The following is a 23087-nucleotide window of genomic DNA, read 5'->3' on the forward strand; positions in this document are numbered from 1 at the left end:
TATAAATCATTAAAAGCAACCCCAAGAACTGCGTAAATAATGTCGTAAGTGGTAGGCAATTGCAAGTAAATAACGTATCATTTGTTCAAGATTGCCGGCTAGAGTCGCCATAGTGGCGATGCGCCGTGCCCCACCCATTTTTTATGAGTCATCTTACCATGATAAAGTCGCAAGTTCTTCGTACTCCAAATCTTTTAACCTCTAGCAAAATCTCTTTACCAAAAGCCTTTTTGCGTAAAGGGCTACTGGCATTGACCTTGGGCGCTAGCGTTGCCCTATCTGGTTGTTCGCTGTTTAGCGTCTATACGATTGATTTGCCGCAAGGGACACCTATTACCCAAACGCAAGCGCAAAAACTGCAAGTAGGTATGAATCAAAACCAAGTGCTCTACATCCTAGGCAGTCCTGCTATTCGAGATACTCTTGCACCTAATCGCTGGGATTATATTTATGACTATCAGGCCGGCACTGAAGGCAAGCGTAAAGGCATTGCTGATGTCAAAAATGCCAGTCAGCATCTGATCGTGTATTTTGATGAGCAAGGTATCGTTACTCGTATCGAAGGGGTTGACTCACTACCCGTCTCTTAGTTAGATGACTTCGCGACGCTTTTGCTTTTACGCTGAGACATAGGATCAGCGTTTAGGCTGCGATAGACCTCGATGCGATCGTAAGCTTGCAACTGATAGCTTAGAGGCTGCTTTTGCGCGTACACACCAACGTGCCAAAGCTTAGCTTTTGGCACTTCTACCTCCATCATCTGCTCACACCACACTGCCAGCTCCGCAAACTGCGATAGCCATCCTGCTTGTGCTAACGCCTCATATAGCGTCGTGCCCGCTTTTACAGTAAGCGGTTTATAGTGTTGACGCTGCGCGGTTTCAGCATACGCCAAGTATACGGTAATCATAGAAGACGTCGTAACGGCAGCACTGCTCTTATCCGTTAGCTCGACCACGATAGCACCCAACCGACGAAGGCCAATATCATTGCTAGTGGTACCACTAGACGTATCGCTACACGCCAAAGATTGTATAGTGCCTCGCTACTAAAATTCAAAGCCTTACGTAAATGGCTAATCTTCATCTGCCAGCCCGCAAAGATCGATAGCAACAGTACTGCGATACTGCTGACGATGACTAATAAACCCACGAGCCATATCGTCGGAACTGCAACCGCTAAGATCGCGACTAATACTAGCGTGAGCACGAGACTGACGAGCAAGCCAAACTTATGCGCCAATTGCTGAGTACTATAATGCAGCAAATAACTGGCGACAAATAACACCCCAAACCAATAAGACAACTGCCCTATAGGTGGTAACGATAAGGCACTCGTTAATAAAGCGACGACCCCGACCACTAACTGCAATATCCAAATCGGTAATACTCGCTTCGTTGCTGGCAGCTTAGTTTGCGCGCTGCCAGTCGAGAGGCTAGACGTTGAAGTATTGGTAAATGAGCCGCTCTGCTGATCGCTAGATACCGCAGTTATAGACGCTTTACTGACTAAATGCTGCCCAAACCAATACAGCCCTGTACCTGCGCCAACACTAACCAACGACAAGGCGACAGCGCGCGCCCATTCGCTGAGCGTAATGTTAGTCATAGCAAAGTCAATACTTGGCAAGCCATTAGCAAACCCTAGCAATAATCCTATGATAATAAGTCCTAGGCCAATCGGTAAAGTCGTGGCCCCAAGCAAACTCAATAGCACGACTATGACGACTAAGCCGCCTGCCACCGCAAAATGCGGTAGATTAGGCGCACTATTTAGCTCCGTCAATGCGGCTAACATGCCGCTGCTCGCACCTGATATGACCAGCGCAGCGATGACGATAGTCACTACTGCTGCCAGCCAGCCAAAGCCGCGCCAGATAGGGCTAGCGTCTGCCTCCCGAGTCAGCTTTTGCATTCCGGCCAATGGTGCCTCGACACTGCGGTAAGCTAAGGCAATCTCAGCATACACTACGGGTAGCGACACCAGTACCATCGCCAATAACCACAGTAGCCAAAAATCAATCTGCCCTACTAAGTCCGGTGCAAACCAACGAAAAAGTAATAGCGGCAGTAATGCTGCTATAAAATAAGAAGCATAGCGGCTCATCATAATCTCAATCCAAACTAATCTAAGGTTAGTAATAGTACAAAAAATCCGCTCATCTTTAAACGGTATTATTGAATCGATAGTAGATAGTAAAGGTTCAACAGCTATAAAAAAACCCCGAAAACGGGGTTTAATAATCTGCTAGTTACTAGCTAAAATAAGCGATTTACTCAGTCTATCTACTCAACAGCTTTTAGTGTAGCGCGCTAATGTAATCTGACAAAATGCGAATATCACGGTCTGATAGTCTTGACGATACCATTTGCATCATGCCTTTTTCGCCTTCTTTATCCGCATCGTTGTAGCGCTTTTGCTCATCACCGGTGACATCGTCTTCACGACCAGCAGCACGGAACAGTTTAAGCTGATTGGAGATATACTCAGCATGTTGTCCGCCTAGGCGCGGAAACGCAGCCCAAGAGTTACCCGCTCCATCAGGACCATGACAACCGGCACAGCCAATAACGCCGCGCGACTTATCACCGCCTAAGTAGAGCTTCGTTGCTTCTTCATGGGTCGCCGGATTAGCGAACCCTACGCTCCACACTGGTTGTTCAGAATAGTAACCCGCCACGTTAGCAAGATCTTGCTGTGACAAGTTTGCCACTTGTGACTGCATGATACCATTGACTCGGTAGCCTGATTTGAAGTTGACCAATTGTTTATAGAGATACTTAACGTTCTGGCCACCTAAGTTAGCTTGTGCAGGTACGACACTTACTCCATCGACCCCATGACAGGCAGCACACACTGTTTCAGCGATTTGTTTACCGGCATTAGCGTCATATTCAGGAACGATAATAGCAGCTTGAACGCTGTAACTTGCAAAACATAAGCTGGCGGCAGCGATTAACTTTTTCATTGATACGAATCCTACTAACTCGGCGTAAGCATTACTTGGAGTATTTGTAATATAAAGAAGCCAGATATCTACGTACAGACATCCGATACATAATAGTCACTGTACTGTATTGTCCGCACAGTGAGTTACCTCTTAGGTGTCAATTACAAGCCGCCCAGAAGTACTTACTAACATCAGGGTTTATTTGCGATTATTATAGCAAGACTTTGATGGATTTGCCTACTTAATCATTATACCTCAGGGTTTTTATCACCAGATTAATCGCCTAAAAAGCCAATAACAGGCCATGATTTGGATCTTATTGACTCATATAATCGATTAATTGACGATAATCATCATCACTACACTCATCACATAGGCCGCCCGCTGGCATCTGAATCATGCCGTTTTTTACTGAGCTGACTAAGGCGGGCATTCCTTTTTGCTGTTTTAGCTTAGCCCAACCTGCACTATCACCTTTTTTTATTGCACCCAGCGCACCGCTATCATGGCAAGCGGCACATGAATTTTCATAGGTCGTGGCAATATCAGCCATAGCGGGGCTACTCATTAACATGCCACTTAACATCACCGCAGTGACACTACCGCCCAAAGTACGACTGGTCTTTGCAACCGTTTTGAGTAATGAACGCATCAGACACCTCCTTTGGTGCATGGTTTGTTTTACGACTGTATCTGCTAGTATTGTAACAATATATGTCATATTAATATAGTGTACTCCTGTTTACTTATAGTACATCTGACAGGAGCAAAAGCAGTAAGCTATCGTTGAGCTCAACATTTAGTATCATTAGCGCCATCAACTCATTTACGCACTGTGAGTCATCTTAAATACCTATTTGCTTTAATGTTGGGCGGTTATTGATATAATGCTTCTATTAATTATTTCAATAATGAGTCCGTTATGAGCACCCCTTACAGCGACGTTGCTAGTGAGCACGCCGTATTTAATACCAAATCGCGTCAACGCATTCAGCAGACTGAGTTTATGACCTCAGCGCCTACTTTTCGCCTCTGCCCTCCTGATGCTGGATTGGAGATTGCATTTGCAGGTCGCTCAAACGCTGGTAAATCATCCGCTATCAACGCGTTGACCAATCAGCGCCAGCTTGCTCGCTCCTCTAAGACGCCGGGGCGCACGCAAATGATTAACTTTTTCAAAATTGGCGATACTGATAGACGCTTGGTAGATTTGCCTGGGTATGGCTATGCCGCTGTACCGCTGGAGATGAAAAAAGAGTGGCAAGTGGAGCTTGAGGAATATCTAGTCTCGCGTGAGAGCCTAGCAGGCTTAGTGCTACTGACAGATATTCGTCATCCCTTGAAGTACTTTGATGAGCAAATGCTGCACTGGGCAAAAGAAGGTGAGCTGCCCGTTCATATCTTGCTAACGAAAGCTGATAAGCTCAAATACGGCGCGTCCAAAAACGCTTTGCTCAATATGCGTAAGCACCTCAAAAAAATCGGCTTAGATTGCAGTATTCAGCTGTTCTCTGCGCTGAGAAAAGAAGGTTTAGAAGAGCTGGCCGGAGTGATGGGACATTGGTACGACTACAAGCTTGGGGCAGATGGTACTATCGAGCAAGAAGCTAGCGAAACGGTTACAACACAAACTAATGACATTGAAGTGGGCGGCTCTAGCAGTAATAATAGTGAGCACTAAAATGAGTAACCGTTGAATCTGCTTGTTTAAATACTAGGGCGTGTTGAACATTCGACCATGGCACTGACAGAGACTATTTTTTAGGCGATTTGCAGATAAAAATGGTAAGTTTAGTCGTTCTAAGCGTCTATTTTTATCAATAAAGCGGCAAAAAATAGTCCTGTCCCCGTTGTTGTCGTGAGGGCTGATGCTAAAATCGCCCTAGTCGTTGCGAAAATCTAGCCAATGCAATAAGCATTATCTGCAATTTTCACTTAGACTAGAACTATTTTAGCTATCAGCAGTGCGCATTTGTGAATGTTCAACACGCCCTAATTATTGAGCAAAAAAACAGGCTATCTTTTAATAAGGTAGCCTGTTTTTTTAGAGTTTGTTCGCCGTGCTTGAGTTAACTGGACAATAACTCCGCTAACGCCTCAGGCGTCTGAACTTGATAAGTGGGCTGCTGCGCGGCAAGCTCTGCATGAGTTGCAGTGCCATAATCGACCGCGATGCTAGTCATACCTAGACGATTTGCCATTTGGATATCATAGATACTATCGCCAATATAAACCGCACGGCTGACCGGCTGTTTGCTAAAGCCTAAAATATCATGGAGCATCTGCGGATCAGGTTTGGAGCCTGCTTCATCAGCGCAGCGGGTCATTATAAAATAATGCTCGCTAGCAGAGGCTGATATCACGCGGTCAAGACCGCGACGGTTTTTGCCTGTCGCTACCGCCAGCTGTTTCCCTTGAGCTTTTAGATTTTTTAACATAGCTTCTATCGGCGCAAAAAAAGGTGTGCGCGGGCTATTAGCAATATAGTAATCGGCGTAGCTTTGCTGGATAGCCAACTGCTGCTCGGCGCTTGCCTGCGGATAGAGTATCTCAATGCCGCTCAGTAAACTTAAGCCAATGATATCTTTGATGGCTTTATCATCGGTGAAAAACCCATGCGCTTCACCGGCGATGTGCATGGTTTCAACGATTAGCCCGATTGAATCCATCAACGTCCCATCCCAATCAAAGATAATAAGCGCTTTATGGGCTAAATGATGCTCAGGGGATAAATCGGTGGTGGGGATACTGCGCTCAATAGTAGCTTCGGTCATAAATTGGCCTTTAATCTATCTTGTCTATTCATTTGCTTCTCAAAATTATAGCCGGATAGCTCAATAGCTCAATAGCTCAATTTATTTTGGTAACTGAGTTTGCTTAGGGAGCCAGTCCGCCATCTCATCTGGTAGCGGCGCAGTAATCATCTCATAACCTGGGATATCTAAACGCCAAGCATGCAAGCAGAGACGATGGACGCCTGACTTGTCATGGACGTTGTATTTATCATCGCCTAAGATGGCGTGGCCAATATGCGCTAAATGCACACGTATCTGATGAGTACGACCGGTGAGCGGCTTGGCTTCTATTAAGCTGACCGGCTGCTCATTAATGGTAAAACGGCTATGAACGATAATATCAGTCTGACTGTCTTTGGCTTGCTCGTCCTGCGCCTCTACTTTGACGCGGCGCTCACCATTAGCTACCGTATAGCGCAGCAGTGGCGCATCAATACGCTGCTCGCCCATCACCGGCTGACCTTTGGCAATACACAGATAGTGCTTTTGAATGGTTTTATCAACCAAGTGCTGCTGCAAAGCCTTAAGCGTAGAGCGTTTTTTGGAGATCATGAGCAGCCCTGACGTATCTTTATCGATACGGTGAATCAGCTCTAGATACTTTTTGCCAGTGACCTCGCGCATGGCTTCGATGACGCCAAAATCAAGACCGCTACCGCCGTGCACCGCAATGCCCGAGGGCTTGTTGAGCACTATCAATCCGTCATCTTCATAGACCACACGCGCCAACAGGCTCTCGGCAAATTCGGTACTGATGATAGGTTTTTCGCGAGTCGCTAATTGTACCGGCGCAATACGCACCACGTCTTCACGCTGCACCCTATCATGAGCTTTGCAGCGTTTATTATTAACGCGCACCTCATCTGAGCGAATCATCTTATAGATATGCGCTTTTGGTAGACCTTTTAGGCGGTTCAGCAAAAAGTTATCTAAACGCTGATCATGCTGATGGCGGGTGACTTCTAAGTAATTCACCTTAGCAAAATTACCAATTTCGTCGTCAGCGCTTTGCGGACGGGTTTTACTATTGAATATTACAGGAGCGTCATGGCTAGGTTTATCATCGGTCATTGTCGAATTCGTCATTTTTAGTTAGGTATTTACACAAAGATTTGTTATAGTTTAGCATGTTGAGCACGAGTGGCGGTAATGCTACGCGTCTCATCCGATTTTAAAGCAAGATATTTGCTAATAAACCAAATACCATTTACTTAATACGCGCATAATGACAGCTTAAATAATAACTTATGTTTAGATGAGGACTTACAACCCTCTGCTTATTCATCAGTCAAGGTCGCGCTATTGAGCAAGTAAGAGTAGTTTGAACGGATAATGAATAGCTGACTTACTCAATTAGTTGAAAAACTATTGGCGGTCAAACAGATTGAACCGGTAGCGACGACATCCTACCTACAGCTTAGTAGCTATACTAGTCCCTATTTGCATCACTGTATAAGCATGAGTATTAATAATACAAATTAGTATACATGCCTAAAATGTACCGAAAAAGGTGCTGAACTACGCTGCAAAATAGGGTGACTAACACTTGAATATTTATTTTGTTTGCCAAGTACGCCCCGCTAACCTGAAGTCCCGCTATACCTTATCGAAAAAACGCTCATTATAATGAATGCTTTACTTATAAAATAATAGATAGCCTTTTTTGCAGCTCTAAACTGACAACGCGTGACTTACAACCACTGTTGTCAACTGAACGCTTTCAAGCACTGTATCAAGGACACTGATTGCTCAACACGAAAAACTTATCGTTTTGCTGGTTTGCTTATAATGGCAACTATGTCAGGACAACCAAGGTTAGAACAATCGATTTTAGAAGCCTATTTAAATCACAGTTTTGTGACTGCCGCTAAAAAGTAGAATCTATAGCTTTACACCCTCTAGATTTTATCAGGAGCTTGATAAAGCCTTTTAGTTCTTAAGAAGCGTATGTAAACGGATCGTTTATCCTAACGACTGGCTGTACAAGAGTTGCAAAGTAAATACGCTAGGCTAAACGTTATATTATTTTATAAACATTTTTATAAGTGTTGAGATCACCATCAGCTCTACTTGCCCATCAGCCTAACACCTAGCTTGTCATGCTTGCGCGTCCTCATAGGATATAAATATGAAGCGCATTTTGATCAACGCTACCCAAAACGAAGAGATTCGTGTTGCCCTGTGTAAAGGCAATCACCTATACGATTTCGATTTAGAAAATCGTACCCGCGAACAAAAAAAATCCAATATCTATAAAGGCCACGTCACTCGTGTTGAGCCGTCGTTAGAAGCGGTATTTGTCGAGTATGGCTCACAGCGCCAAGGTTTTTTGCCTATTCGTGAGATCTCCACCGAATACTTAAGCGGCAATCCCCGTGATGAAAACATCAAAAAACTCATCAAAGAAGGCGATGAGCTCATCGTACAAGTTGAAAAAGAAGAGCGCGGTAATAAAGGCGCAGCGCTTTCGACTTACGTGTCATTGGCTGGGCGTTACTTAGTACTAATGCCTAATAACCCACGTGGTGGCGGTATCTCTCGTCAGATATCAGGTAAGCTGCGCGAAGATATGAAGCGTATGCTCGGCAATCTTGACCTACCAAAAGGCATGAGCGTCATCATCCGTACCGCCGGTATCGGTAAAACGCAAGAAGACTTGCAGCACGACCTCAATCATCTGCTCAATATTTGGCAAGCGATTCAAGAGCAAAATAAAAAGTACCCTTCACCGCGCCTGGTGCATCAAGAAGCTGGCGTCGTAACCCGCGCGGTACGCGACTATCTACGTGATGATATCTCCGAGATTTGGATCGATAACGAAAACGCCTACGTGGAAGCGGCCGGTTTTATCGATGCGGTGATGCCAACACAAGCCGAAAAACTGCGCAAATATACCGATTATGAGCCAATGTTCTCGCGCTTCAATATCGAAAAGCAGATCGAAACCGCTTATCAGCGCGAGGTACGCCTGCCCTCAGGCGGCTCTATCGTCATTGATCAAACCGAAGCGCTGGTCTCTATCGATATCAACTCAGCCAAATCGACTAAAGGCTCGGACGTTGCTGAGACCGCTTATCATACCAACCTAGAAGCTGCCGATGAAATCGCTCGTCAACTGCGCCTGCGCGATATGGGCGGACTGATTGTCATTGATTTTATCGATATGAATGATAACAAGCATCAAAAAGAAGTCGAAAAACGGCTGATTGATGCCACCAAATACGACCGCGCGCGCGTGCAATTCGGTGATATCTCTAAGTTTGGCTTGATGGAGATGAGTCGTCAGCGTCTGCGCCCGTCCCTTGAGGAGTCGACCGGTTACATCTGTCCGCGCTGTCATGGTAACGGCATGATTCGTGATTTGCGCTCATTATCGCTATCGATTATGCGACAAATCGAGCAGATTGCGCTAAAAGAGCGTCAAGGTGAAGTACAAGCCGAAGTGCCAACTGATATCGCTGCCTTTTTACTAAATGAAAAGCGCGACAGCTTAGTCTATCTTGAACAAGACAGCGGTACGCGCATTACTATTTTGCCGCATGCGCATTTAGAATCGCCGAACTTCAAATTGCACTTCAATCGCGATGGCTTTGCGCCGTCAAGCTACGAGCGTATCACTGATACTCAGCAGCAAGAGCATAGCGATTTGGGCTACGATGTCGACTGGCAAACGGCCGAAAATGAGCGCCCAGAACAGCAGCCAACGCGTCAGCCTCGTCAAAACTCAAAGTCCAATAGCCCCAGTAAAAGCAGCCAAAATAAGGCTCAAAGCGATAGTGCAAACTCGCGTCAGGCGCATACCTCGCAAAGTAGCCGCCGAAATAATAATGAAAGCCGGACTCAAAGCGCGCAACAGTCCGCTTATCGTACGGCGACCCATAGCAATAACAACCACAGCGATCACAGTAACGAGCATCGTAATCAAAGCGGCCGGAACGCCTCAAGCGCTGCTAGCCAAGCCGCAGCGACTAGCACAGCCGCGCAGCCGCAAGCTGTCGCTTGGTTATCCAACCTATTTGCGCAGGCACCGCAAGCTAAAGTCGCTAATGTCAGTAGTCGCGATGCCGCAGAAGCCATAGAAGCCTTAGTCAACACTGGCGCGCAGAGCTTAGGCTCACTGGGTCAAACCGATAGCAGCGCTTTAAGCCAAAACGAAGCGGCAAGCGTGCAAACTCAAGAGCAAAGCAATGAGAATTCAGGTTCTGATCGTCAGCAAACGCGTCAACACAAAAGCGACGATAAAGACCGCAGAGGCGATGATAGACGTCGCCGTAAGACTCGTAAGCCTAAGTCTTCGCAGTCGTCAAAGGCGCAGCAAAGAAAAGAGCAACGCGATGGCGCAAGTAGCAACCGCAGTCAAGACGATAATGACAGTACTGCTAATAACGCTACTAACGGCAGTCGCCAAGATAGCAAAGCCGACAATAAAAACAGCGCTGATAAGCGTCATAGTGAGCGTAACACCGGCAATGATCGCCATAGCAGTAATGAGCGTCAAAACGATCAGCGCAGTACCGACTCTGATGAGCAGACTCTTGCTAAGCGCAAACCGCATAGCAAACGCAGCTCTCGTGGTTCGCTTGCGCGCGGTGAGACGCTAGACGCTACAGCAAAATCTAGCTCTGCTGAGCAAGCTAAAGTACAGGACGCCAAGCAAAATAGTGCTAAGCAAAGCGGCCAGTCGCGTCATCATGACAATAGCGCTCAAGCTAATGCTCGCCGTAAGCAAGACCCCAACGAAGTCACCTTACAGGTCAATGAAGCGCCCGTGCAGCTCAAGACGCCAGAAGTCGTGCATCTATCGTTAGATGATAGCAAAGCGCCTGCTGCTCGCTCGTCGAAAGTGGATAAGCAAGCAGATAAGCAAACGGCCAGTCCTAAGTCTGACACTCAAAAAGCGAGTCAGACGACGGCTAAAGAGAATGCAGATAATCGCGAACAAACGCCAAACTTAGCAGCTGATAAAAATACTGCTAGCGGAAAAGCGGAAAACGTGAAGCCGGCGGATAGTAATCAGAACGCTGATAACGCTGACAATGCTGTTACGAGCAAGCGTAAAGAAGCGACTACTGATGCAAGCGGCGCTTTTGCGCTTGACCATGATAGTTTATTTGCAGCGCGTTATGTCACGGCCAATAAATACGGGCAAGCCAGCAATGATCCACGCGTCGTGCGTCGTCAGCAGCTAGCAAATGCGCAGCCGCCAGCGGACGACTCAGCGGCTGCTACCATCGGCTCTACGCCTAGCATTCGCGGCTCGGTTGGCGATTTTATTCGCGCGACTCTCGCTTCGGCTGAGAAGCGCTTAGCCGATGAAGGCGTAATTGCTTGCTTCATTGCTGCGATAGCTGAGCACTCACAGCAAGCGGAGGGTGCCAAAGACAGTACTGCTGAGCAAAACATTAGCTCTGCTACTGTCGATATCAGCACCTTTAGCTTTAGCAACTATGGCTATGACTCGCTAAGTGCCGATTATTTGCAGCGTTTTGCCGCTATGACTAGCGCTACTAGCCAAGTGGCAGTAGAGCAAGGCAAAACCTCAGTAGCACCGCGCCCTATCACTCAGCGCGCAAGTAACGATCCTCGTGGTCAGCATCCTGACTATCAAGGAGCGACTAAGCAAGCGACTTTGACTGTGCCTGAAGTTACAGGCGATACAAGTGAAGTGGACGCTGATGACGTAGAAGCGGCAGCGCTATCAAGAGAGGCGCAAGCTGAAAACATCAGCGCCGAGAGCGAGCAGCTACTGCAAGAGGAGCAGGCGCTTGCTAGTGAGGACGCTCAAAAGCAGAGTACAGCTGCTGAAGTTGCTACTGATGATAGTGAGACGGCAGCGGCAGACAGTGCGGGAGCGGAGAAGTCAAAAACGACTATCGCCAGTTATAAAAACATGATCGAAAATGTGGCTGAGCAGTTATTGCCACAAACCGGCATGTTTAATCTGACCACGCCAAAAGTGCCCAAAGCACGCACGCGTAAGCCAAAGACTGAGCATAAAAAGCCTACGCAAGCAGAAAAGGCGGAAGCTGAGCATGACAACAAACCAGCAGATAGCTAATATCAGCTGCTCGTGCAAGCAATAACAGCAATAACAGTAAGAAAGCCCCGATAGTGAACTATCGGGGCTTTTGCTTGTCAAGACTCTTTATTTGCTGAGTGCTTTTGATGACAAATCAATGTGCAGCTGACTTTGGATCATCATCGTCGCCGCGTATTTTACCAACGATAGTAAAAATACCAACAATAATAGTGCCAATCACAAACCCGATAACACCATTTAATAAGGCATTAGTCAGCCCCTCAAAGACACCTGTTAAGTGGGCAATATCTTCTACACTATGATGTAAAAAGCCAATACCATGGACGATAATACCGCCGCCGACTAAGAACATCGCTATCGTACCAGCTATCGATAAAAACTTCATAAGCTTTGGTGCAGCAGATAGCATCAACTCACCGAACTTATGTTTTATGTTACCCTCGTTAGAGTTTTCAATCAGATGCAAGCCTGCATCATCAATCTTTACGATACCAGCGACTAGGCCATAAATACCGACTGTCACTACGATAGCGATAATAGATAAGACCAACGCTTTTTGTAAGATATCGCCGCCAGCTGCAGTCACCGCTCCTAAAGAGATCACTATAATTTCAGCCGATAAAATAAAGTCAGTACGAATAGCACCTTTGATTTTATCCTTCTCAAAAGCGACTAAGTCGATATTGCTATCGGCATTGGCTTGCAGGCGAGCATTTTGTTCTTCATCATGCGGTAATAGCTTCGGCCAAAACTTATGAATGACCTTTTCTGCACCTTCATAACTGAGATACAACCCCCCTATCATTAACAGCGGCGTAATCAACCAAGGTATAAAGTAGCTAATTAATAGCGCTGCTGGTACCAAAATCAATTTATTAACAAAAGAGCCTTTAGCAACCGCCCAAATAACAGGTAGTTCACGGTTTGGCTTGACGCCTGTGACCTGCTCGGCATTCAATGCCAAATCATCCCCTACTAAGCCCGCTGTCTTTTTTGCTGCAATCTTGGTCATGACACTGACATCATCCATCAAGATACTGATGTCATCGAGCAAGAGTAATAAACTACCACCTGCCATATTTATTCCTTAAAATTATGAATTTATAATTATGCGTCAACCAATAACGGTATACCGACACTTATGTCTCTCTGCGCTTACTTTATCTATATCTTTATTATTAGCTTAATCATAGAAAACCTAGCTAATGATGACATAACCAGAATGACATTACATAGTAACAATGTATTTTATTTTTGATTTCCTTACAAAGGCTGTATAAAATTCGATACGGATACTGGTGACACAGATACTCATATTGATACTGTCTATTTTTTAGGTGATGCTAAAGTAAAAATACCTCACTTAGCGCCTATTTAATAAAATATGTTAAGATACAATGTTTTATTTAGATTTTACTCAGATTTTATTTAAGCTTTATTCGTGCTTTATCTGCCTCTACTACCAAACCATAGATAAGCGCTAGCGCTTATAGGAAACGTTATATGTCTGTACTCCCTTTTCCAAAAGCTCACGCGGCTAGCTATAAACCTGCTCATAACTCTGTACGCAGCAAACTAACGCGAGCGATGATGAGCTCCTTACTGGTAGTGGTAGCGGCGGGATGTTCGAACAATGCCGCTGACGCGACCAACCCTGAGATTACTACTAGCACCCAAGCAGCTGCGCCTGATAACGATGCGGCAGTAGTGAGCGCTTTGCAAGCTAACCTAGACGCCTCTGGCATTGAAGAGACTGTGACTTCAGCTGTGCCTACCGCTATGGATGATATCTACTGGGTCAGCGCTGAGGGTCTACCTTCTTTCTTTACTGACAAAGCTGGCAAGCATATCATTCAAGGACAAATCATCAGCATAGGTGACGGCGCGCCTGTCGATATCAGCGCCGCACTTATGGCTTCTAATGCCCAACAAGTATTAGAAGCGGTTGATAAAGATGAGCTGATTATCTATCCGGCTACTGGAGCAACCAAAGCGGTTGTCTATGTATTCACCGATGCTGATTGTCCTTATTGCACTAAGCTGCATTCTGAGATGGATGACATCAATGCCCGCGGTATCGAAGTTCGCTATTTGGCATGGCCACGCAGTGAAGCCAGTATTCCGCTTATGGAAGCCATTTGGTGCAGCGACGATCGCGTACAGGCTATGGACCAAGCAAAAAATGAAGGTGTCAATATCTCAGCACCTGCCTGCCAGAGTCCTGTGGCTAAGCACATGCAGTTAGGCGCAAGCTTAGGCGTGCGCGGTACGCCCGCCATCTTTACTGAATCGGGTCAACAGATTGGTGGCTACTTGCCAGCGGCGCAATTGGCTGAAGCTGCGCTTAACAATTAAGACCATACCATTGCCCTACCATTATAGTAACGCTCAATCATAGCGCCTGCATAAATAAGGGCGCTTGATTAAAAAAAGCAAATAGCAATAGTAAATGTCAAGTGACATTGATGCGGCGCGTTAGGTAGACGCCACCTTTGCTTATCGGTATGATACGTTTATCACTATAATACGGCTATGCAACCTAGAGTCGATTAAGCTTTTCTTTTTAGTTTGAATTTTTATCCATCTATTTCATCGAGGATACTGTGAGTAAATCCATAAAACTAGCGATACTTGGACTCGGTACTGTCGGTACTGGCGTCGTCCATTTGATAAATGACAATTTAGACGAACTCAAACGCCGTAGTGGGCGCGATATTACCATCACTGAAGTCGGCACCCGTCGTCAGCGTGATGATATCGACCCTGCTATCACCCAAAACAGCGACCTGATGGCAGTTGCTGCCAGCAATAATGTTGATATTGTTATTGAGCTGATCGGCGGTACGACATTTGCCAAAGACGTCATTCTGCAAGCCATCAATAACGGTAAGCATGTGGTCACTGCCAACAAAGCGCTACTTGCTGAGCACGGTAATGAGATCTTCGCGGCAGCAGAAGCCAATAATGTTCATGTCGCTTATGAAGCGGCGGTCGCTGGTGGTATTCCGATTATTAAAGTGATGCGAGAGGCTTTAGCGGCTAATAAAATCGACTGGTTAGCAGGTATCATCAATGGTACGGGCAACTTCATCATGACCGAGATGCGCGATAAGGGTCGTCCTTTCGCTGATGTGCTCAGCGAAGCACAAGAGCTTGGCTACGCAGAAGCTGATCCGACTTTTGATGTTGAAGGGATTGATGCGGCGCACAAGCTTGCCCTGCTCGCCTCTATTGCTTTTGGTATTCCGCTACAGTTTGATAAAGTCTATTGCGAAGGTATTACCGATATCACCTTACAGGATGTCAGCTATGCCGAAGAGCTGGGCTACCGTATCAAGCACGTCGGTTTTGCGGTACGCCGTGATGGAGACGGTGATAAGGCAGGTATTGAGCTGCGTGTCCATCCGACGCTGATTCCGCAAGATGCTTTATTAGCGAACGTCAATGGCGTCAAAAACGCAGTATTGGTCAACTCACATCCACTCGGTCAGACGCTATATTATGGTGATGGCGCTGGTGCAGGTGCGACCGCTTCTGCGGTAATGGCCGATGTCATGGATTTGGTACGCGTACTTGGTAGTGACGTGGCTGCCAAACATGTGCCGCACTTATCGTTTCAGCCGGAGCAGCTATCTGATACGCCCATCTTACGAGCAGAGCAGATGACTAGCGGGTATTATCTACGTGTGCATGCTTTTGATAATCCAGGGGTGCTGGCAGATATTACGCGTATACTCAGCGATGCTGGTATCAATATCGATGCTATTTTGCAAAAGCCTGCGCATAAAGCCGGCCAAGTGCCAGTCATTATCTTAACTTTGCCAGTGGTCGAGAGTCAGATGAACCTAGCGATTGAAAAGATAGAAAACTTAGAGACTATCACGGATAAAGTGGTGCGTATTCGCTTGGACGAGTTGACTTAACCGCGGCTTAATCGATTAGTGGCTAGCTTTTTTTGCAGAATGCCTAGTACGTGGTTTAGCATTTTAAAGCAAGCCTTTAGCCCTTATAATAAAAGCATGGCTATTGCTAGCTATTAATAACGAATATCAAAAAAGGGAAAAACTATGTCAAATGATGCAATCGTAATCGTCAATGGCGCACGGACGCCGATGGGCGGCTTTCAAGGCGCTCTAAAAGACGTCAGCGCACCTGACTTAGGCGCCGCTGCTATCAAAGCCGCTGTTGAGCGCGCGGGTGTCAGCGCAGATAGTGTGGATGAAGTGATTATGGGCTGTATTTTGACCGCAGGTTTGGGTCAAGGTCCTGCTCGTCAAGCCATGCGCAAAGCCGGTTTACCAGATAGTACTGGCGCGGTTACTATCAATAAGCTTTGCGGCTCTGGCCTGAAAGCGGTGATGGAGGCTTATAACGGTATCAAAGCCGGTAGCTTTGATGTTGCTGTGGCTGGCGGCATGGAGTCGATGACTAATGCGCCTTATATCATGTCAGGCGCGCGCGCAGGCTACCGTATGGGCCATAAAGAAGTCAAAGATCATATGTTCTTGGATGGTCTAGAAGATGCCGAAACCGGCAAGCTTATGGGTCAGTTTGCGCAAGAGATGGCAGATAAAAAAGGCTATAGCCGCGAGCAAATGGACGAGTTTGCTATTGAATCGCTAAATCGCGCGTTGACTGCGATCAAAGATGGTCATTTCGAGAACGAAATTACGCCAGTCACTTTCGAGACTCGTAAAGGCGAGCAAACTGTCGATACCGACGAAGAGCCAGGGCTTGCTAATGCCGAGCGCATTCCTAAGCTACGTCCTGCGTTTGCCAAAGAAGGCACTATCACCGCCGCCAATGCCAGCTCCATCTCAGATGGCGGCGCGGCAGTAGTGGTAATGAAAGAGTCGCAGGCGAAAGATGAGGGCTTAGATTTTCAAGCGCGTATTATCGCTACTGCCTCAAACTCTCGTCATCCTAGCGAGTTCACTATCGCGCCTATAGGAGCGATCGAAAAGGTCTTAGATAAAGCAGGTTGGTCTGTTGCTGATGTCGATCTTTGGGAGATTAATGAAGCCTTTGCTATGGTGACTATGGCGGCTATGGACGAGCTCAATATCGAACATAGCAAAGTCAACGTTGAAGGCGGTGCTTGTGCGCTGGGTCATCCTGTTGGCTGCTCTGGAGCACGTATCTTGATCACCTTAATCAACTCGCTACAACGTACTGGCGGCAAAAAAGGCATCGCGACCCTATGTATCGGTGGCGGCGAAGCGGTAGCAGTGGCTATCGAACTACCATAGAGCAAAATGCTCAGTTTTTAGTCTAACCATTTGTTCATTATGACCGCATCAGCTCAAGCTATGCGGTTTTTTATTTTAGTCAAAATCCCAAAAACAGCACAAAAAAATATTTACTGTAAACAAGCGTTAACTTATACCTTCGCCATGTTATAGCGCTTACAGCCTTTTACACGCTTTTACGTCTATCGCACATTTTGCTACCTCGCTTATATACCCCCTGCCCCGTGCTCTTGTTATTCTAATAACCAGTTGAGGTGAGGTAATTAACGATAACTAATTCACTTACTGAACTGAAATTTTACAGATTTTACAGAATTAGCGGCCATCAGATCAGCTTTTAAGATTTTGATTGCTATATTCTAAGTATTAGTATTTATCATTCAAATTTTCATTTTCAATAAAAATTAACTCATATAAAAGGAAGATAATAATGAGCCAACTTATCCGTTTACAAGATATCCAAGCGACTCACCGTGACCTAATTGGTGATGACTATTATGACCCAACTGGTAAAACTGCTTATGGTGTCAACGAAGAAAAAATCGGTAAAATCGATGGCGCTCTAGTTGAAGATACTACTGGTCGTATTCGCTACTTAATCGTCGACGTAGGCGGCTGGTTCAGCTCAAAAGAAGTATTGGTACCTGCAGGTCTCGCACGTATTGTTGGTGATGATGTTTTCTTTGATAGCTTGACCAAATCACAAGTAGAAGCGATGGAAGTTTATGATCACGATTATCAGTACAGCTATAAAGAGCAGTACGAAAAAGATCGTCAGGCTTTTGTAGCCGACACTGTGCCTACTGAAGAGCGTGTAGAAATTGACGACACCCATTATGATGCGCCAAACACTCTAGAGCTACTAGAAGAACGACTAACGGTAAATAAAGATCGTATCGTTGCAGGTTTAGTTAAAGTGGGTAAGCATGTCGTAACTGAAGAGCGTAACGTCAATGTTGAGTTAGAAGAAGAGCATGTTAATATTCAGCGTACTAACGTAGACCGTGTTACTGACCGTAAAATCGGTGATGCCGGTGCAAGCGAAACTGTCGAAGTAGAGCTAGAAGCAGAACGTGCTCGCGTTGGTAAAGAGACTTACGTCACTGAAGAAGTTAGCGTTGGTAAAACGACTGAGCGTCATACTGAAACTATCGTTGAAACCATTCAGCGCGAAGAGCTTGATGTTAATGACGAAGGTAATGTCGTTGACCGTGAAGGTAACTTATATGGTCGTGACGATATCACTGCCGAAGATGTCCGCCGCGCTCGTGGTATGTAATAAGCTAAACTACTCATAAAATACGTTATGATAGTTAGAAGCAGCTGAGTCATCTCAGTAGATTAAGGCCAGAGCTAGTCTCTGGTCTTTTTTTATGTTCAGAGTGAGCTTACTACTATCAGCTATTATATGAGCTAGAGCACACAACCGAGAATAACAAGGAAGACGACTATGAATAATGAATCTAATAAACCATTAAATCCAGCAACCGACATTAATAATCCTAATCTTGATAACACTCATCTTGATAATACTCATCTTGATAATACTACGGATAAGAAAATAGAAGATCATGCCAGCGAGCATAAACTTCCAGCTCCCGATGATGTGACAAGTCAAGGTAGTAACACTGCAACTGGCGTCAACCATTTAGCAGGAGCAAACGTCAATAAAGGCAGCGGCTATCTTGAGCTATTAGAAGAGCGTCCTGTAGTCAATAAAGAGCGTTTAGATGTCGGCAAGGTCACTGTCACTAAGCATGCGCGCACCAGAACAATAGATGTGCCTATCGAATTGGTCGAAGAATACATCACCGTAGCTACCGCCTATGAAGATAGTGAAAGCCAAGATATGCTATCAGGTAATTTTGATGACAAAGATATCTTGCGCCATGTTGAGCCGACTTTAGATAGTAAAGCGGTGGTCACTATCAATGGCAAGCAAGTCGAGATTGGTGATGCGCCAGTGGAGATTGTGCTATCCAGGCAAGTAGCGACCATTACCAAAGATACTTATGCTATCCAAGAAATCGATATTAGCAAAACTAAGCACACCCATACCGATACGATTCAAGTCGAACTGAAGCATGAAGAGCTCGATGTTAAAGAAGAAGGGCTATTAGAGCACGAAAATCAACATACGCTTAAAAAATAAGTCTGCATTTTTCGTCAAAACCGTATCGAATAAAAAAAGCAACGCTGCTTTATATCAGCGTTGCTTTTTTTTAGTTTTACAGTTTAGCAAAGTCTCATACTTCGCTAAGTCTGACAATACTAGTCGATTTCATCACATTGATAGGTGTTGATATCAGACTCGCCTTCACTAGCGGTACGAATTATACCAGTCTCGCGCGCTTGATGCGCCACTCGCCACTGAGTGAAGCCTGCACTACCATCAATTGCCGTGGTGCCTTCGTAGACTTCTGGGTTCGTACCTTCATTGGTTTTATTAACCGTAACCGTCCCTTTATCTGTACTTAGCACCGCTTCGTTGCTCTCGTCTTTATAAGTGACGTCGACTTTTAGCTCAGGCGCACATAAATAAGTGATTTGGGTGATTCCAGTGTTCACTTCAGCGACCGTATCGTCTTGTACTTCATTGAGCGTAGCATCAGGTGCGACGACGGTATCATTAGGCTCAGCAGGTTCTGCTGACATCGGCACGGCTTGCTCAGCGGCAATGTCTTCTTCTAAGCTGGGTTCAGTTTCAGGCTCTTGTTGGCAAGCACTGAGGCTAATGACGCAAGCGAATACTCCGGTCATCATTGCAGACGCTCGTAACGATTTTGATAATCCTAGGCTCATGCCTATCTCCTAAATATATGTGCTATAAACTGACAATATTAACTTGTAAGGCTAATCAGTTATTATAACTTGACGTTCAATACCTTTGATGTTCAATACTATAGCTTGTCACTGTCTGTGCGCCTATATCGGATTTGTAAACGAGCAGCATTGCGCTTCAAATACAAACCAAACCAAACCAAGCATAACTGTCACTAGCTCTTTACTTTATATTAGCAAATAGTTTACTGGGTTTTAAAGTCGATTTAGCAACTTATTAGTAAGTGAACTCACCGCTATAAAAAAACCCTCATCCAAGATAGATAAGGGTTTATAACAGCTATAAATGATTTTAAGCGCAGCTTTGCTTAGATCTTGCCATGACACTGCTTGTACTTAAGGCCAGAGCCACAAGGACAAGGCGCGTTACGGCTGATATTCATATTGGCGTAAGGGTTACCCTCTGCGCCATTAGCAGCGCCCGCCGCTGCAGCGCCGGCTAGATTGGCGCGTGCGGTTTGCGTTTGACCTTGGCTTTGGCGTTGACCTTGGCTTTGATTAGGGTTACGAGCAGCCGCTTGTTTCTCATTACCGGCAAGGCCACTTGCGTCTTTGTGTTCAAACTGCATTTGCATACGCTCAGCATCCGCACGTTGCTGCGCTTCTAACGCTTCGATCTCTTCTTTAGTAGGAATGTGTACGCGAGATAAGTCTTGTACCGTTTCAGACTTAATCGCGCCAAGCATCATTTGGAACAGCTCAAAGGATTCGCGCTTATACTCTTGCTCGGGGTTTTTTTGCGCATAACCGCGCAGATGAATCCCTTTACGCAGCTGATCCATCTGAGTCAAGTGCTCTTTCCAGTGCTTATCTAGGCTTTGCAGCATAAAGTGACGCTCGAGCTGCGCGGCTTCTTTTTCGCCCATTTGCTCACGGCGACCTCGATAATGCTCTAACGCCGTCTGGATAATCTTGGCACGTAGACCCTCTTCATCGAGACGACGATCTTCATCTAGCCAATCATTGATTGGCATGTAGAGCTTGAACTCGTCCTCTAGCTCATCTTCTAGCCCATCGATATTCCATTGATCATCGATAGAGCCTGGCGGTATAAATTGGTCAATCATCGCGTTATAGACATCGTAATGCATCGCCTCGATAGCTTCTAACAAGTCCATATCCGCAAGCAAATCATCGCGCTGACTGTAGATAACTTTACGCTGCTCATTGGCGACATCATCGTACTTAAGTAGGTTTTTGCGAGCGTCAAAATCGCGGCTCTCAACTTTACCCTGCGCGTTTTCGATAGACTTAGAAACCATCTTATGCTCGATAGCTTCATCTTCTTTGAGGCCCATTGCCTTCATCATGTTGACCACGCGGTCGCCTGCGAAGATACGCATTAGATCATCTTCTAAAGACAAGAAGAAACGTGACATACCAGGATCACCTTGACGACCGGCACGGCCACGCAGCTGGTTATCGATACGGCGTGATTCGTGACGCTCTGAGCCGATAATATGTAGACCCCCTGCGGCGACGACCTGATCATGCTTTTCTTGCCATTGGGCTTTGAGCCGCTGCATCTCGTCCGGACTTACTGCTTCTGGGTCTGCGATAAACGACTCCCAGTTACCACCTAGGATAATATCGGTACCACGGCCTGCCATATTGGTCGCGATAGTGACGGATTTTGGGCTACCTGCCTGCGCAATGATATCGGCTTCGCGCTCGTGCTGCTTGGCGTTTAGGACATTATGCTTGACGCCTTCTTGATCGAGCAAATACGATAACTCCTCGCTCGCTTCAATCGTTGCAGTACCGACGAGCACTGGCGCACCTTTGGCCTGAATCTCTTTAATCTCGCGGATGATGCCTTGATACTTGCCTAATTTGGTCAGATAGATCTGATCATCCATATCGATACGGGCAATTGGCTTGTGCGTTGGGATGACAATAACGTCTAGATCATAAGTGGATTTAAATTCTGCCGCTTCAGTGTCGGCAGTACCAGTCATACCAGATAGCTTGTCATACAGACGGAAGAAGTTCTGGAAAGTGGTGGTCGCAAGCGTCTGGTTCTCCGCCTGAATCTCGACGCCTTCTTTGGCCTCGACGGCTTGGTGCAGACCCTCTGACCAGCGGCGACCCGGCATTGTCCGGCCGGTGTTTTCATCGACGATGATGACTTCACCATCATTAACGATATAGTGGACGTTTTTGACAAAGACATGATGAGCACGAATAGCAGCTTGTACGTGTGCCAGCAGCGGTAGACGGCTTGGGCTATAAAGACTCTCGTTTTCACCAAGCTCGCCAACTTTGACTAAGAAGCGCTCAATCTTCTCGTAGCCTTTTTCGCTAATCTCAATCTGGCGATTCTTTTCATCGATCCAGAAGTCTTCGTCTTCGTTCTCTTTATTGGCTTCTTCATCTTTTGAGCGCTTAAGCAGCGGGATAATGGTGTTAATCAGCGCATACATGCGTGATGAGTCTTCCGCTTGCCCTGAGATAATCAGCGGCGTACGTGCCTCATCGATCAAGATGGAGTCAATCTCATCAATAATACAAAAATTTAGCGGACGCTGTTTTTTCTCTGCAAGGCTAAAAACCATGTTATCGCGGAGATAATCAAAGCCGTATTCGTTGTTGGTACCATAGGTGATGTCCGCTTGATAAGCATCGACCTTATCTTGCGCGGGCTGCTGTGAGTAGATCACGCCTACTTTTAGACCCAAGAAGCTAAATAACGGCCGGTTTAAGTCGGCATCACGCGCGGCTAGATAGTCGTTGACGGTGACTAAGTGCACGCCTTTATCACTGATGGCGTTTAGGTACATGGCGAGGGTTGCCATCAAAGTTTTACCTTCACCGGTCTTCATCTCAGCGATTTTACCTTCGTGCAAGGTAATACCACCGATCAGCTGCACGTCATAATGACGCATGCCGGTGACACGCAGTGAGGCTTCACGGCAGACAGCAAACGCTTCTGGCAATAGCGCATCTAGGCTCTCGCCGTTTTTATGTCTAGCCTTAAACTCCGCCGTTTTTTGCTGCAGTTGCTCATCAGACAGGGCTTGCACGCCAGCCTCTTGGGCGTTGATTTTAGCGACCACTTTGCGCATACGCTTGAGCTCACGGTCATTTTTGGTGCCAACCACACTGCCTACAATCTTTGATAACATAATTTATTAACCTATGGAAATATTCAATAATTAAAGCGCGTAAGCCCAGATGTAGCCCAACGTTTTATTATTACCCAACTTTTCATT

At 46.0% G+C, this 23087-nt stretch carries 17 protein-coding genes; 8 read left to right on the plus strand and 9 right to left on the minus strand.

Translation table 11 applies throughout. From position 1 onward, the window contains the following. Window positions 1-158: 158 nt before the first annotated feature. Window positions 159-590: an outer membrane protein assembly factor BamE gene (locus JMY03_RS01775; protein ID WP_390879718.1), complete on the plus strand. Its 432-nt coding sequence runs from the start codon at window positions 159-161 to the stop codon at window positions 588-590. Here JMY03_RS01775 and JMY03_RS01780 read toward each other — a convergent pair. The 4 genes from JMY03_RS01780 to JMY03_RS01795 all read right to left on the minus strand — a co-directional run bounded on the left by JMY03_RS01780 (window position 587) and on the right by JMY03_RS01795 (window position 3602). After that, on the minus strand, window positions 587-958 hold the full coding sequence (locus tag JMY03_RS01780) for an RnfH family protein (RefSeq protein ID WP_227675448.1): 372 nt from the start codon (window positions 956-958) through the stop codon (window positions 587-589). The two genes, JMY03_RS01775 and JMY03_RS01780, sit on opposite strands and share 4 nt — an antisense overlap. Beyond that, window positions 946-2109, minus strand: a complete 1164-nt coding sequence (locus JMY03_RS01785) for a hypothetical protein (RefSeq protein ID WP_201600485.1) — start codon at window positions 2107-2109, stop codon at window positions 946-948. Before JMY03_RS01785 ends, JMY03_RS01780 begins: the two co-directional genes overlap by 13 nt. Window positions 2110-2299: 190 nt before the next feature. Beyond that, on the minus strand, window positions 2300-2968 hold the full coding sequence (locus tag JMY03_RS01790; protein ID WP_201600488.1) for a c-type cytochrome: 669 nt from the start codon (window positions 2966-2968) through the stop codon (window positions 2300-2302). 298 nt (window positions 2969-3266) lie between these two features. Then, window positions 3267-3602 (minus strand): c-type cytochrome, encoded by a 336-nt coding sequence (locus JMY03_RS01795; RefSeq protein ID WP_201600491.1) that lies wholly within the window; start codon window positions 3600-3602, stop codon window positions 3267-3269. 270 nt (window positions 3603-3872) lie between these two features. Between JMY03_RS01795 and yihA the strand changes: the two genes are divergently transcribed. Continuing rightward, the gene (yihA, locus tag JMY03_RS01800) at window positions 3873-4631 is read left to right on the plus strand and encodes a ribosome biogenesis GTP-binding protein YihA/YsxC (RefSeq protein ID WP_227675449.1); all 759 of its coding nucleotides are present in this window, start codon (window positions 3873-3875) and stop codon (window positions 4629-4631) included. Between the two features lie 388 nt (window positions 4632-5019). Here yihA and JMY03_RS01805 read toward each other — a convergent pair whose 3' ends face one another. After that, window positions 5020-5724, minus strand: coding sequence for an HAD-IA family hydrolase (locus JMY03_RS01805; RefSeq protein WP_201600494.1), 705 nt, complete (start codon window positions 5722-5724; stop codon window positions 5020-5022). A gap of 81 nt (window positions 5725-5805) precedes the next feature. Beyond that, a complete protein-coding gene (locus JMY03_RS01810; RefSeq protein ID WP_201600497.1) occupies window positions 5806-6816 on the minus strand; it encodes an RluA family pseudouridine synthase in 1011 nt (336 codons plus the stop codon). A 1057-nt stretch (window positions 6817-7873) separates the two neighbouring features. Between JMY03_RS01810 and JMY03_RS01815 the strand changes: the two genes are divergently transcribed. Further along, a complete protein-coding gene (locus tag JMY03_RS01815; RefSeq protein WP_201600500.1) occupies window positions 7874-11803 on the plus strand; it encodes an Rne/Rng family ribonuclease in 3930 nt (1309 codons plus the stop codon). A 115-nt stretch (window positions 11804-11918) separates the two neighbouring features. Here the strand turns inward: JMY03_RS01815 and JMY03_RS01820 are convergent, their stop codons facing one another. Next, complete coding sequence (locus tag JMY03_RS01820) at window positions 11919-12863, minus strand: DUF808 domain-containing protein (protein ID WP_201600503.1); 945 nt, start codon at window positions 12861-12863, stop codon at window positions 11919-11921. Window positions 12864-13372: 509 nt separating this feature from the next. Here JMY03_RS01820 and JMY03_RS01825 point away from each other — a divergent pair. The 5 genes from JMY03_RS01825 to JMY03_RS01845 all read left to right on the plus strand — a co-directional run bounded on the left by JMY03_RS01825 (window position 13373) and on the right by JMY03_RS01845 (window position 19186). Next, window positions 13373-14140, plus strand: coding sequence for a DsbC family protein (locus JMY03_RS01825; protein ID WP_390879988.1), 768 nt, complete (start codon window positions 13373-13375; stop codon window positions 14138-14140). 248 nt (window positions 14141-14388) lie between these two features. After that, complete coding sequence (locus JMY03_RS01830) at window positions 14389-15708, plus strand: homoserine dehydrogenase (RefSeq protein ID WP_201600509.1); 1320 nt, start codon at window positions 14389-14391, stop codon at window positions 15706-15708. Between the two features lie 144 nt (window positions 15709-15852). Then, window positions 15853-17034: a thiolase family protein gene (locus JMY03_RS01835; RefSeq protein WP_201600512.1), complete on the plus strand. Its 1182-nt coding sequence runs from the start codon at window positions 15853-15855 to the stop codon at window positions 17032-17034. Window positions 17035-17464: 430 nt separating this feature from the next. After that, a complete protein-coding gene (locus JMY03_RS01840; protein ID WP_201600515.1) occupies window positions 17465-18313 on the plus strand; it encodes a DUF2382 domain-containing protein in 849 nt (282 codons plus the stop codon). Between the two features lie 171 nt (window positions 18314-18484). Beyond that, window positions 18485-19186, plus strand: a complete 702-nt coding sequence (locus JMY03_RS01845; RefSeq protein WP_227675450.1) for a YsnF/AvaK domain-containing protein — start codon at window positions 18485-18487, stop codon at window positions 19184-19186. Between the two features lie 119 nt (window positions 19187-19305). On the opposite strand, the gene JMY03_RS01850 is transcribed toward JMY03_RS01845, so the two are convergent. Further along, a complete protein-coding gene (locus JMY03_RS01850; RefSeq protein WP_201600518.1) occupies window positions 19306-19836 on the minus strand; it encodes a hypothetical protein in 531 nt (176 codons plus the stop codon). 347 nt (window positions 19837-20183) lie between these two features. Beyond that, window positions 20184-23000, minus strand: coding sequence for a preprotein translocase subunit SecA (secA, locus tag JMY03_RS01855; RefSeq protein WP_201600533.1), 2817 nt, complete (start codon window positions 22998-23000; stop codon window positions 20184-20186). Between the last annotated feature and the right edge of the window lie 87 nt (window positions 23001-23087).

It is taken from the genome of Psychrobacter submarinus (assembly GCF_904846685.1).
GTDB classification, from domain to species: Bacteria; Pseudomonadota; Gammaproteobacteria; order Pseudomonadales; family Moraxellaceae; genus Psychrobacter; species Psychrobacter submarinus.

Bases quoted from the DNA above. Each gene is read 5' to 3' on its own strand.
- JMY03_RS01775 (WP_390879718.1), top strand. From the start codon at position 159: ATGATAAAGTCGCAAGTTCTTCGTACTCCAAATCTTTTAACCTCTAGC.
- JMY03_RS01785 (WP_201600485.1), bottom strand. From the start codon at position 2,109: ATGATGAGCCGCTATGCTTCTTATTTTATAGCAGCATTACTGCCGCTA.
- JMY03_RS01790 (WP_201600488.1), bottom strand. From the start codon at position 2,968: ATGAAAAAGTTAATCGCTGCCGCCAGCTTATGTTTTGCAAGTTACAGC.
- JMY03_RS01795 (WP_201600491.1), bottom strand. From the start codon at position 3,602: ATGCGTTCATTACTCAAAACGGTTGCAAAGACCAGTCGTACTTTGGGC.
- yihA (WP_227675449.1), top strand. From the start codon at position 3,873: ATGAGCACCCCTTACAGCGACGTTGCTAGTGAGCACGCCGTATTTAAT.
- JMY03_RS01805 (WP_201600494.1), bottom strand. From the start codon at position 5,724: ATGACCGAAGCTACTATTGAGCGCAGTATCCCCACCACCGATTTATCC.
- JMY03_RS01810 (WP_201600497.1), bottom strand. From the start codon at position 6,816: ATGACCGATGATAAACCTAGCCATGACGCTCCTGTAATATTCAATAGT.
- JMY03_RS01815 (WP_201600500.1), top strand. From the start codon at position 7,874: ATGAAGCGCATTTTGATCAACGCTACCCAAAACGAAGAGATTCGTGTT.
- JMY03_RS01820 (WP_201600503.1), bottom strand. From the start codon at position 12,863: ATGGCAGGTGGTAGTTTATTACTCTTGCTCGATGACATCAGTATCTTG.
- JMY03_RS01825 (WP_390879988.1), top strand. From the start codon at position 13,373: ATGATGAGCTCCTTACTGGTAGTGGTAGCGGCGGGATGTTCGAACAAT.
- JMY03_RS01835 (WP_201600512.1), top strand. From the start codon at position 15,853: ATGTCAAATGATGCAATCGTAATCGTCAATGGCGCACGGACGCCGATG.
- JMY03_RS01840 (WP_201600515.1), top strand. From the start codon at position 17,465: ATGAGCCAACTTATCCGTTTACAAGATATCCAAGCGACTCACCGTGAC.
- JMY03_RS01845 (WP_227675450.1), top strand. From the start codon at position 18,485: ATGAATAATGAATCTAATAAACCATTAAATCCAGCAACCGACATTAAT.
- JMY03_RS01850 (WP_201600518.1), bottom strand. From the start codon at position 19,836: ATGAGCCTAGGATTATCAAAATCGTTACGAGCGTCTGCAATGATGACC.
- secA (WP_201600533.1), bottom strand. From the start codon at position 23,000: ATGTTATCAAAGATTGTAGGCAGTGTGGTTGGCACCAAAAATGACCGT.